Source organism: Bradyrhizobium sp. Pa8, assembly GCF_052588265.1.
On the sequence record NZ_CP176767.1, the window covers coordinates 5,227,071 to 5,239,084 of the forward strand.

10 protein-coding genes and 1 pseudogene are annotated in these 12,014 nt (G+C 62.3%); 7 read left to right on the forward strand and 4 right to left on the reverse strand.

Annotated features, from left to right (window positions below; genetic code table 11):
* Positions 1-343: 343 nt before the first annotated feature.
* Positions 344-577: a DUF2171 domain-containing protein gene (locus ACKWRH_RS24270; protein ID WP_254119959.1), complete on the reverse strand. Its 234-nt coding sequence runs from the start codon at positions 575-577 to the stop codon at positions 344-346.
* A gap of 388 nt (positions 578-965) precedes the next feature.
* Here ACKWRH_RS24270 and ACKWRH_RS24275 point away from each other — a divergent pair, with 388 nt between their 5' ends.
* A complete protein-coding gene (locus ACKWRH_RS24275) occupies positions 966-2,294 on the forward strand; it encodes an MFS transporter (RefSeq protein ID WP_445215574.1) in 1,329 nt (442 codons plus the stop codon).
* A gap of 184 nt (positions 2,295-2,478) precedes the next feature.
* Here ACKWRH_RS24275 and ACKWRH_RS24280 read toward each other — a convergent pair whose 3' ends face one another.
* Positions 2,479-2,841 (reverse strand): SPW repeat protein, encoded by a 363-nt coding sequence (locus ACKWRH_RS24280; protein WP_445215575.1) that lies wholly within the window; start codon positions 2,839-2,841, stop codon positions 2,479-2,481.
* Positions 2,842-3,085: 244 nt separating this feature from the next.
* On the opposite strand from ACKWRH_RS24280, the gene ACKWRH_RS24285 reads away from it, so the two are divergent.
* Together ACKWRH_RS24285 and glnA are read left to right on the forward strand one after the other, a co-directional pair.
* Positions 3,086-3,268, forward strand: coding sequence for a hypothetical protein (locus ACKWRH_RS24285; protein ID WP_445215576.1), 183 nt, complete (start codon positions 3,086-3,088; stop codon positions 3,266-3,268).
* Positions 3,269-3,432: 164 nt separating this feature from the next.
* Positions 3,433-4,863: a type I glutamate--ammonia ligase gene (gene glnA, locus ACKWRH_RS24290; RefSeq protein ID WP_445215577.1), complete on the forward strand. Its 1,431-nt coding sequence runs from the start codon at positions 3,433-3,435 to the stop codon at positions 4,861-4,863.
* A 138-nt stretch (positions 4,864-5,001) separates the two neighbouring features.
* Here glnA and ACKWRH_RS24295 read toward each other — a convergent pair.
* Positions 5,002-5,385, reverse strand: a pseudogene (locus ACKWRH_RS24295) (YybH family protein); the annotation flags it as partial.
* A 13-nt stretch (positions 5,386-5,398) separates the two neighbouring features.
* Positions 5,399-7,075 (reverse strand): glutamine--tRNA ligase/YqeY domain fusion protein, encoded by a 1,677-nt coding sequence (locus ACKWRH_RS24300; protein WP_445215578.1) that lies wholly within the window; start codon positions 7,073-7,075, stop codon positions 5,399-5,401.
* A gap of 143 nt (positions 7,076-7,218) precedes the next feature.
* Here ACKWRH_RS24300 and gltX point away from each other — a divergent pair, with 143 nt between their 5' ends.
* The 4 genes from gltX to ACKWRH_RS24320 all read left to right on the forward strand — a co-directional run bounded on the left by gltX (position 7,219) and on the right by ACKWRH_RS24320 (position 11,983).
* Entirely contained in the window at positions 7,219-8,646 is a 1,428-nt protein-coding gene (gltX, locus tag ACKWRH_RS24305; protein WP_445215579.1) for a glutamate--tRNA ligase, read from the forward strand.
* Positions 8,647-8,803: 157 nt separating this feature from the next.
* Complete coding sequence (gltA, locus tag ACKWRH_RS24310; protein ID WP_071913479.1) at positions 8,804-10,108, forward strand: citrate synthase; 1,305 nt, start codon at positions 8,804-8,806, stop codon at positions 10,106-10,108.
* Between the two features lie 168 nt (positions 10,109-10,276).
* Entirely contained in the window at positions 10,277-10,681 is a 405-nt protein-coding gene (locus tag ACKWRH_RS24315; RefSeq protein ID WP_445215580.1) for a GFA family protein, read from the forward strand.
* Positions 10,682-10,804: 123 nt separating this feature from the next.
* A complete protein-coding gene (locus tag ACKWRH_RS24320) occupies positions 10,805-11,983 on the forward strand; it encodes an ROK family transcriptional regulator (RefSeq protein ID WP_445222472.1) in 1,179 nt (392 codons plus the stop codon).
* Positions 11,984-12,014 lie beyond the last annotated feature (31 nt).

Sequence of the window (12,014 nt, forward strand, 5' to 3'; positions counted from 1 at the left end):
AACTAGAACGGGCAGCCGAAGCTGCCCGTTGAAGAATGCGCGGTGGGACTCCAACCCCCACATAATGCACACCGCTGGCTGAATCTCTCCTCCCTGACTCCCCACGAGAGGGAAAAAGGAAAGACCAGCGGGGCCACGGCCGGGAGATTCACCGTGTCACGCGCAACCCGGAGAGTAACCGACTCGGTTACCAAATGCATTACGAACCAAAGGCGAACCCTAAATATGGTTCCCGAATTGGCGCCGGCCTGTCACCACAAATCAACACTTTGTGCCTTGTGGTGTCAAGTATATAATTCCCTGGCGAATAGCGGTACGGATCAGGAACGGAGCGAAGGTCCCCCTACTTTTCCTCTTCCATCGTCACGGCGACGTCCGCCTTGGCCGAGAGCCGAACCTTGTTGCCCTCGACACCGGCGACGAGGCCCTTGTCGATGAAGTGATGGTGGCCCTTGTGGCTACCCTCGCCGCTATCCTTCTTGGTCAGCTTGATGCGGTTGCCTTCGACGCGATCGACGGTGCCGATGTGGACGCCGTCGGCGCCGATGACTTCCATATGCTCTGCGATGTTCTGCATGGTGAGATCCTTGTTGGGGACCCACACAACGCCTGAGAGGCCTTTCCGTTCGTTCGTGACAAAACCGCCCGGCGCGATGGGCGACCGTTCCATCTCGGGACGGGTCACTCGGTTCAGGTCGATTGAGCCGAAAGTCTCATAAGACGCCAGCCCCGGCGGGATTACATTGCTTCTACGCCTCCCCGGCAGACGGGCAGGTCGTGATGGCTCGCGGTACCGAAGAGACCGCTGGAGCTCTTTCTCAGGTGGCTCAAGCGTCCCTGAGACCAGGCGTTGCGGACGCAACTCGCAATTCTCGCCTGTAGCGTTCGCGCACCAAGCGTACTCCGCGAGCGAATGGGCGCTGAAAAGCGCCAGGAGTAGCGTTTGAATTTGATAGGAGCAGCACATGGCAGTTCAAGTACCGAGCGATTTTCGCCGCGTGATTGTTGCTGCATCGGTGGGAAACGTCATCGAATGGTATGATTTCTATATCTTTGGCAGCCTGGCCGCAGTTCTGTCGGTCAAGTTCTTCGAGCAGTCCCACCCGGTTGCAGCCCTCCTCAGCACGATCGCGCTGTTCACTGCAGGCTTCCTGATCCGTCCGCTGGGAGCTTTCCTCTTTGGATGGATGGGCGACCGGGTCGGGCGAAAATATACGTTCCTCATCACGCTGAGCGGAATGGGACTGGGTACGGGGGCAATCGGGTTGATCCCGACCTACCAGTCCATCGGTCTGACGGCGGCGTTCCTTCTATTCGGCTTGCGCATGATCCAGGGTCTGTGTCTGGGCGGCGAATATGGCGGCGCCATCACCTATGTCGCAGAGCATGTTCCGGACGAGAAGCGCGGCTACTACACCGGCTGGCTGCAGACCTCGCCAACTCTCGGCATCGTAGTGTCCCTGGCCGTGATCATCCTGACACGGACCTGGTTCGGCAATCAGGCCTTCGACGAATGGGCATGGCGCGTTCCGTTCCTGGTGTCCTTCCTGCTGGTGGCCATTGCGATCTATATCCGCCTCCAGCTCCAGGAGACGCCGATCTTCCAGGAGATCAAGGCCCGCGGACAGATGACGAGGAATCCGTGGAAGGAGGCCTTCCTCAGTTCGAACATCAAATACATCGGGATCGCCATCGTGGTCCTGATCGGACAGGGCGTGGTCTGGTACAGTGGTCAATTCTGGGCGCTGTACTTTCTGCAGCAGGTCTCCAAGGTGGACCCGCTGACCTCGGCCTACATCGTGGGAGCGGCGCTGCTCATTGCAACGCCGAGCCTGATCTTCTTTGGCTGGCTGTCGGATCAGATCGGCCGCAAGCCGGTGATCCTCGGAGGCATGCTGCTCGCCGCGATCACGTACTATCCGCTGTACCTGTGGCTGGGATCGGTCACGCAGCCCGGAAACATCAACTATCCGACCGCGATCTTCATCATCTTCATCCTCGTTTGCTATGTCGGGATGGTGTACGGGCCGGTCGGCGCGTTTCTGGCGGAATTCTTCCCTGCCAGGATCAGGTACACGTCGGTCTCCGTGCCGTACCACATCGGCAACGGTTGGGGTGGCGGATTGGTGCCGTTCATCACCTCGGCGGCATTCGCCGCGACCGGCAGCATCGGCTACGCACTGATCTACCCGATCGTCGTCCCCGCGGTGTGCTTCGTGCTCGCTGTCTTCCTGATGCCGGAGACGCGCAAGATCAGCATCTGGCAGCCGATCGAGCCCAGAACCGCACCGTGACGGAATAATCTTGGTGCTGGTCTTGGTGTAGGATCGCAAGGCCCTGCACCATCGCCGCATGGGCCCCAGCGCGATGACGATCACTCGGGTCCTCGTTACGCCCAAGCGTTGTCCTCGGCATGCTCAAGTCGAGCCTCGCCTCCGGCGGATAGCGGTCGGCGGAGAATTCGGCCGATTGCTCTTGTCAGCCGGCCGGGTGATGCCAGCGATCGTGCCACCAGGCGCTGAAATCGCGATCGGTCACCAGCTCCCAGCCACCGAGCAAGATCACCAGCAGGCCCGACAATACGCTGCTCGCCGTGGATGACGCCTGGTCATAGCCAATGGTCCAAGGCGCCAGCACCAACGCCAGGCCCAACAGCATTTCGCCCCACTCTTCCAGGTAGGACGGGATGACAAGAGCCTCTACGGCAAACAGCATGACGCCGAGCCCAAGGGCGATGGTGATCCAGACAGCCGCCCCGGATAAACCCAGGACAAACGACGACAGGACCAGCCACACGCCCACCAACAGGCTGGCAGCGTCTTGCCAATGTTGGATGCGCATAATGCTCACCTCCCTCTGCTATTTATATGGGGGCGCACCGATGAAGATGCATCCGTCCGGCCTGCGTTGTGTTGCCGCGACTGCCGGTCCAGAACCGGTGTTCAATCCTGGCCGCCCATGCCCCCGGAAAAGGCCCTTGCGAGTGCGACGCACCAGGATGCAGACTGTCGAAGCTTGACAGGTGTCAATATCTACCGTTCTCGGCCCACCCAGTTCGCGCCCGGAACAAGAGGGAGATGACGCCATGCGAGAAATAGAAATCCACGACTATGCGCGGCAGTTGCTGGAAGCACATGGCCCCAAGGCCATTGCCGAAGCCGCCCAGAACGCGATCGATCTCGAGTCAAAGGGCGATCTCGAACTGGCACAAACCTGGCGGCATATCGAAGACGCCATGAAGCTCATGCGCGGGCCACATCAAAGCTAAAACTGCCGGCGGGCCTGCGAAGCTGCCTGACTGCGAGCGGTGCGCCATGCCGGATTGAGGCTGACGCGACGCCAACGCTGAACGTGGACCACAGTCCGTCGCAAGCCGCTCGGTTGCGGCCGAACGGCAGCGCGATCTCAGGACGCTGATCTGGGAGCGAAGCCATGGTTGCGAAATGTGCGACAGCCGAAGATCTCGTGAAGGCGATCAAGGACGAGACGGTCCAGATGATCGATTTGCGGTTCACCGACTTGCCGGGGGTGTGGCAACATTTTTCCGTCCCGCCAAGCGCGGTGAATGCCGATGCACTCAATGAGGGCATTGGATTCGATGGCTCATCGATCCGCGGCTTCCAGGAGATCCAGGAAAGCGACATGCTGGTTGTCGCGGATCCGGCGACGGCATTCGTCGACCCCTATAGTCAGGCAAAGACGCTGGTCCTCATCTGCAACATCAGAGACCCGGTGACCGGCCAATCCTATAGCCGGGATGCCCGCTACATCGCCCAGAAAGCCGAAACCTACCTCAAGGGCACCGGGCGCGCCGATACGAGCTACTTCGGCCCGGAAGCGGAGTTCTTCGTATTCGACGACGTGCGCTACGGACAGGGCATCAACTACGCGATGCACGAAATCGACTCCAGCGAAGGCAGCTGGAACACCGGCGCAGAGGAAGCGCCGAATCTGGGCCACAAGCCGCGCCCGAAGGAAGGATACTTTCCCGTCCCCCCGACCGACAGCATGCAGGCGCTGCGCACCGAGATGGTTCTGACGATGGAGCATCTGGGAATCCAGATCGAAGCCCATCACCATGAAGTCGCAACAGGCGGCCAAAATGAAATCGACATGCGCTTCACGACCCTCACCCGCATGGCCGACAATCTGATGATCTACAAATATGTGGTGAAGAACACCGCCCATCAGCATGGCAAGACCGCGACATTCATGCCGAAGCCGCTGTTTGAGGACAACGCTTCGGGCATGCACGTTCATCAGAGCCTCTGGAAGGGTGAGACCAATCTCTTTTATGACAAAGCCGACTACGCCGAGCTGAGCGAGCTTGGCCGCTACTACATCGGCGGGCTATTGACCCACGCCTGGGCTCTCTGCGGTCTTTGCGCCCCGACCACGAACTCCTATCGGCGTCTGGTGCCGGGCTATGAGGCTCCGATCAACCTGGTCTACTCCCAGCGCAATCGTTCAGCCTGCTGCCGGATTCCAATGTATTCGCCGAACCCGCGGGCAAAGCGCGTCGAGTTTCGCTCGCCTGATCCCTCCTGCAATCCCTATCTGGCCTTCGCCGCAATGCTGATGGCCGGCCTCGACGGCATCAACAACCGGATCGACCCGGGCAGCCCGATCGACAAGAACCTTTACGACCTCCCGCCTGCCGAAGCGAAGGAGGTGAAGTCAACACCGGGATCGCTGGAGCAGGCGCTTGACGCGCTCGAGCGAGATCACGCCTTCCTGCTGCGCGGTGATGTGTTTACAGCCGACGTGATCGAAACCTGGCTTGACTACAAGCGAAAGAAGGAGGTCGATGCGATCCGGCTGCGCCCTCATCCTTATGAGTTTCACCTCTACTACGATATCTAAAGCCCGATGATTCTAGGATGAATCGTCATCGCGCTTTAGGTTGTTGTTTGAGCATGATCTTTTTCGGAAAACCGCTGCACACTTTTCCGGATCGTGCTCTATAGCGATCGCCCCCTGAGGGAGGCCGGCCCACGACTCAATCAGCGGAGTCACGGACGAAACGTGATGGTTCGCGATCTTCCAATCGCCGGCCTCACGGACAACCACCCAGGTGATCTTCACCGAAAGCGGCGGACCTTCCTCGCCGAGGTCGAAAGAGGCGATGCCCGCCATATTGATCACATCAGGCGCGACCCGCGCTGATGCCACGTCAGAGAACGTGACGCGCGGCGAGCGCCAGCGCGGCAGGCCATTGAAATAGGCCACCACGCCTTCCCGGCCGCGATAGAGCCTTGGATTCGAACCGAAGAAGAAAACGCTCTTCGAATAGAGAGACGACAGCGCCGCGGCGTCGAGCTTCTCGAAGCCGGCGCACCATTTCGCGATGATGGCGGAAACGATGGCGTCGGCTTCACTGCTCATAGGCCCAATCCCCTCAGCCCTTGGCCACTTCCTTCGCGAACGTGTCGCGCAGGCCGATGGTGCGCGAAAACACCGGCTTGCCCGGCGTCGAGTCCTTGTCGCGCACGAAATAGCCCTGACGCTCGAACTGCATCGGCTCGGTCGAATTGCTCTCCGCAACCGATGCCTCGATCCGCGCGTTGGAGAGGATCTCCAGCGACTGCGGATTGAGATCGGCCGCGAAGTTCGAGGCGTCCGGGCTCGGATTGGAGAACAACTGGTTGTAGATGCGGATCTCCGCCGGCACCGACGTCGCCGCCGGCAGCCAGTGCATGGTCGCCTTGACCTTGCGGCCGTCGGGCGCGTTGCCGCCCTTGGTCGCGGGATCGTAGGTGCAGCGCAGCTCCACCACTTCGCCCGCGTCGTTCTTGATCACGCCGGTGCACTTGACGAAATAGGCGTAGCGCAGCCGCACCTCGTTGCCCGGCGACAGGCGAAAGAACTTCTTGGGCGGGTGCTCCATGAAGTCGTCCTGCTCGATATACAGCTCGCGGCCGAAATTGATCTTGCGCGTGCCGGCCGAGGGATCGTCGGGATGGTTGATCGCTTCGAGCTCTTCGGTCTGCCCTTCCGGATAGTTCTCGATGACCACCTTGAGCGGCCGCAGCACGCCCATGCGCCGCTGCGACGTGCGGTTCAGCTCCTCGCGGATGCAGAATTCCAGCATGCCGACGTCGACGACGCTGTTGGCCTTGGCAACGCCGATGCGCTTGACGAATTCGCGCAAGGCTGCCGGCGGCACGCCGCGGCGGCGCATCCCCGCCACAGTCGGCATGCGCGGATCGTCCCATCCGGCGACATGGCCGTCGCGGACGAGCTGGGTCAGCACGCGCTTGGACAGCAGCGTGTAGGTCAGGTTGAGCCGCGCCATTTCGTACTGGTGCGGCTTGGACGGCACCGGCAGCTTTTCGATGAACCAGTCGTAGAGCGGCCGATGGTCCTCGAACTCCAGCGTGCAGATCGAGTGCGTGATGCCCTCGATCGCGTCCGACTGGCCGTGCGCATAATCGTAGCTCGGATAGATGCTCCACTTGGTCCCGGTGCGCGGATGGTGCGCATGCAGGATGCGGTACAGCACGGGGTCGCGCAGGTTGATGTTGCCCGCGGACATGTCGATCTTGGCCCGCAGCACACGCGCGCCGTTCGGGAATTCACCGGCCTTCATGCGGCGGAACAGGTCGAGATTCTCGTCCACGCTGCGGTCGCGGAACGGCGAGTTCTTGCCCGGCTCAGTCAGCGTGCCGCGCGCGAGGCGGATCTCCTCCTGGGTCTGGTCGTCGACATAGGCGAGCCCGTCACGGATCAGCTGCTCCGCCCATTCGTACAGGCGGTCGAAATAGTCCGAGGCGAAGAACAGGTTCCTGCCCCAATCGAAGCCGAGCCAGTGCACGTCCGCCTGGATGGAATCGATGTATTCCTGCTCTTCCTTGACCGGGTTGGTGTCGTCGAAGCGCAGATGGCAGCGGCCCGGAAACTCCTGCGCGATGCCGAAATTGAGCGCGATCGACTTGGCGTGGCCGATATGCAGGTAGCCGTTCGGCTCCGGCGGGAACCGGGTCACGATCTCCCTGTACTTGCCCTGATCGAGGTCGGCCTGGATGATGTCACGAATGAAATCGCGCCCAACCTCGTTCGCCACCGGTTCTGTCATTACGAAAATCCTGTAGGGAAATCAGCGGCCCTTCTGCCAAATTCGCTTGGCTGAGCCAAGAGCTTAGCGGTCCGCTGCCGGGCTTTAGTTATGCTCCGGTCCTGTTATATACCACCGCCTCCAATGCATAGGCCCTGCCAAGAATGACCGATTCCGTCGTCACCCGCTTTGCTCCCTCGCCGACCGGCTTCCTCCATATCGGGGGCGCCCGCACAGCGCTGTTCAACTGGCTCTATGCGAAAAAGCACGGCGGCAAGATGCTGCTCCGGATCGAGGACACCGACCGGGAGCGCTCCACGGAGACTGCGATCGGCGCCATCCTCGACGGCCTCAAATGGCTGGAGCTCGGCTGGGATGGCGACGTCATCTACCAGTTCAGCCGCGCCGCCCGTCACCGCGAGGTCGCCGAGCAGCTGCTCGCCGACGGCAAGGCCTATCGCTGCTACGCGACCGCGGAGGAGCTCACCGCGATGCGCGAGAAGGCGCGCAGCGAGGGCCGCACCCGCCTCTATGACGGCATGTGGCGCGACCGTGACCCGGCAACAGCGCCTTCCGACGTCAAGCCCACCATCCGCCTTCGCGCGCCGCAGACCGGCGAAACCGTGATCGAGGACCAGGTCCAGGGCCGCGTGGTCTGGCAGAACGAGAACCTCGACGACCTCGTCCTGCTGCGCGGCGATGGCAATCCGACCTACATGCTCGCGGTGGTCGTGGACGACCACGACATGGGCGTCACCCATGTCATCCGCGGCGACGACCACCTGATCAACGCCGCCCGCCAGAAGCAGATCTACGACGCGATGGGCTGGGCGCTGCCGAGCATGTCCCACATCCCCCTGATCCACGGCCCGGACGGCTCGAAGCTGTCGAAGCGCCACGGCGCACTGGGCGTCGATGCCTACCGCGCCATGGGGTACCTTCCGGCCGCGCTCCGCAATTACCTCGTCCGGCTCGGCTGGAGCCATGGCGACCAGGAGATCTTTTCGACCGAGGAGATGATCGCCGCGTTCGACCTCGCCAGCGTCGGCCGCGCCGCCGCCCGCTTCGATTTCGCCAAGCTCGAAAACCTCAACGGCCACTACATCCGCCACGCCGACGATCAATCACTCGTGAAGATGTTCGAGGACGTGCTGGACCACGTCGTGCCCAGCCGCGACGAGCTTAAGGCCAAGTTAAACGACACCACGCGGGCGCAGCTTCTCAAAGCCATGCCGGCCCTGAAGGAGCGCGCCAAGACGCTGATCGAGCTGATCGACAGCGCCTATTTCATCTTCGCCGACCGGCCGCTGGAGCTCGATCCCAAGGCGGCAGCGCTGCTGACACCCGAGAACCGCAAGCTGATCGGCCAGCTTCATTCCGCGCTGGAGAAAGTCGAGACATGGAGTGCGGCGAATGCGGAGGCCGCGCTGCGCGCTTTTGCCGAGGAAAATAGTCTCAAGCTCGGCGCCGTCGCCCAGCCGCTGCGGGCGGCGCTAACGGGACGGTCGACATCGCCTGGCATATTTGAGGTTTTGGACGTGCTGGGACGCCAGGAAAGCCTGGGCCGGCTCGAGGATCAGTCCAAGGACTAGGCTAAGACGTAAGTCGACCATGCGCGCGGTGATCTTGCAGCGCACACAGCAATAATATACCCATCTGCCCCGTACCTTCTGGAACATCCGGCCTGCCCCATTATCTCATCGGGGCCTTCCGGGTCCGGCCCGTTTCACCACACATCGGGGACCTCTGATGGACGCAAAAGCAAGCAATAAGACCGCCACGCTGACGGTCGGAAACAAGAACTACGATCTCCCGATCCACAGCGGCAGCGTCGGGCCTGATGTCGTCGATATCGGCAAGCTCTACGCCCAGTCCGGGCTGTTCACCTACGATCCCGGCTTCACCTCGACCGCAAGCTGCGAGTCCAAGATCACCTATATCGACGGTGACGCGGGCGTGCTGGAATACCGCGGCTACCCGATCGAGCAGCTCGCCGAGAACGGCGACTTCCTTGAGACCTGCTACCTTCTGCTCTACGGGAACCTGCCGACCGCCGCGCAGAAGAAGGATTTCGACGACCGCGTGATCCATCACACGATGGTGCACGAGCAGATGGCCCGCTTCTTCCAGGGCTTCCGCCGCGATGCCCATCCGATGGCGGTGATGGTGGCTTCCGTCGGCGCGCTCGCCGCGTTCTACCATGACTCCACCGACATCAACGATCCGAAGCAGCGCATGATCGCTTCGATGCGGATGATCGCGAAGATCCCGACGCTGGCGGCGATGGCCTACAAGTACACGATCGGCCAGCCCTTCGTGTATCCGAAGAACTCGCTGAAGTTCGCCGAGAACTTCCTGCACATGTGCTTCGCCGTGCCCTGTGAGGAGTACAAGATCAACCCTGTGCTGGCTGACGCGCTGGACAAGATCTTCATCCTGCACGCCGATCACGAGCAGAACGCCTCGACCTCGACGGTGCGCATCGCCGGCTCCTCCGGCGCCAACCCCTTCGCCTGCATCGCCGCCGGCATCGCCTGCCTCTGGGGCCCGGCGCATGGCGGCGCCAACGAAGCCGCGCTCGCGATGCTCGCCGAGATCGGCTCGGTTGACAAGATTCCGGAATTCATCGCCAAGGTGAAGGACAAGAACAGCGAAGTCCGCCTGATGGGCTTCGGCCACCGCGTCTACAAGAACTATGATCCGCGCGCCAAGATCATGCAGAAGATGTGTCATGCCGTTCTCAAGGAGACCGGCCATGGCGACGATCCGATGCTGAAGGTGGCGCTCGAGCTCGAGAAGATCGCGCTCAGCGACCAGTACTTCATCGACCGCAAGCTCTACCCGAACGTCGACTTCTATTCGGGCATCACGCTGAAGGCGATGGGCTTCCCGGTCTCGATGTTCACCGTGCTGTTCGCGGTCGCCCGCACCGTCGGCTGGATCAGCCAGTGGAGCGAGATGATCGAGGACCCGCAGCAGAAGATCGGCCGTCCGCGCCAGCTCTACACCGGCGTCACCCGCCGCGACTACGTCGCAATCAAGGATCGGAAGTAAGATCGGCCTTAGGGCTTTTGGAAACGGCGCCATCCTGCGATGGCGCCGTTTTTGTTTTGGAGGACGCCGTAGGGTGGGCAAAGCGAAGCGTGCCCACCACCTCTCCGCGAGCGAGACAAAAACGGTGGGCACGCTGCGCTTTGCCCACCCTACGATATGGAGAACCCGATGCTGACCGGAAGCTGCCTCTGCGGAGGCGTTGCCTACGAGGTCGATGCGACCCCGGGCACCATCATGCACTGCCATTGCCAGACCTGCCGGAAGACGCACGGATCGGCCTTCTCCACCGTCACCAACGTGCCGCGCGACCGCTTCCGCTGGACGAGGGGCGAGGACTTGCTGCGCGGCTTCGAATCCTCGCCCGGCAAAACCCGCTATTTCTGCTCGCACTGCGGATCGCACATCGTCGCCTCGCGCGAGGGCAAGAACACGGTCCTGCTGCGGATGGGCTGCCTCGACACACCGATCGCAGAACGGCCCGAGATGCACATCTGGCGATCGGATTCCGCCAACTGGTACGACCCGAAGGCCGAGCTGCCGGAATGGCCGGAAGGCACGCGGCCGAAAGCCTGACCGGTTCTTCGCCTCATCTTGCTGCCACGCACAACAACAAGTCGACTCATCGCGCGCGCAATCGCTTGACAGTCGAAACGCTCCGCGCGCAAATTCTTACACTAAGTAAGAATGACGACAGGGATGGAAATGCCGGAGCAGCCGAGAAGTCGGCGGCAGACGCGCGCTGCCATTTTGACTCACTTGCTCCAGTCCGGCGGCTCGTTCCGGCCGCCGCTGGCCAAGGCCGTGCGCCTGTCCGAGGCGAGCCTGTCGCGCATCCTGTTTGACCTGAAAGCCGAAGGCCTGATCGAGGAAGTGCGGCGCCCTGCCCCTTATGTCGGCGGTCCGACAGGCCTCGTGTCGCTCGATGGCTCCGTGGCGCTCGCGGCCCTCGAGCTGACCGGCCAGTGGCTCGGCATCGGCGTCGGCGGCCTGTCGGGCGAGCTGCATTACATCGAGCGCCTCCCGCTGCCGGCCAAGCTGACGGTCGAGAGCGTCGGCCGCGTGTTTCGCGAGGCGATTACGTTATTACGCAACTGGACGCGCCGCCGCCGCATCACGCTTGCGCAGATCGGCATCACCATTCCCGGCCTCGGCCGCTTGAGCGAGTTCGGCAATCCGATCATTCCTTGCGATGTCGAACGCATCGGCGGCATGTTCGGCGAGCTGTTTGCGGACGTCCCGGTCGTCTTCACCAATTCGGTGGTCGCGCACGCCATTTTTCATCGCTGCCGCACGGAAAACTACCCGTTCAGCGATGCGCACCTGTTCGTCTTCGTCGGCCAGGGCGTCGCGGGGACGTGGATGGACGATCCGATCGAGGAGGATGCGCTCCAGCCGGTCGAGCTTGGCCACATGGTGTTCGGCAACGATGGACCGCGTTGCCGCTGCGGCCACCACGGATGCGTCGAGGCCTATACGTCGCTGCCGGCGCTGGCCGAGCTCCTGCGTACCACCGAAGCGGAATTGCTCCAGCTCGGCAGTGAATGGGTGGCCGCGATCCCGCTCACCTCGCGTGTGCGGCAAGAATTGCGACAGCGGCTGTTCAGGCTGGGCCTCGCGATCGGCAACACGCTCAACGTCAAGCCATGCCGCGGCGTCGTCGTCAGCGGTTGGCCGTCGGCTCTCTCTGAGGAGGATCGCAAAGCGGTGGTCGATGGGATCGACGCCTGCCTTCTCGGCGGACGGAAACTGGCGCAGGTGTCGCTCGCCTTCGTGCCGCCCTCGAACGGCAACGATCCGCAAGCAGCTCTCGCCTTCGCCGCCTTTTGTCTCGCGAGCCGCGGCGGGATGCCCGCGGCTTCGACGGAGGCCGCCTGACATGCCCTGAGCCACGTGGCTCAACGCGCCA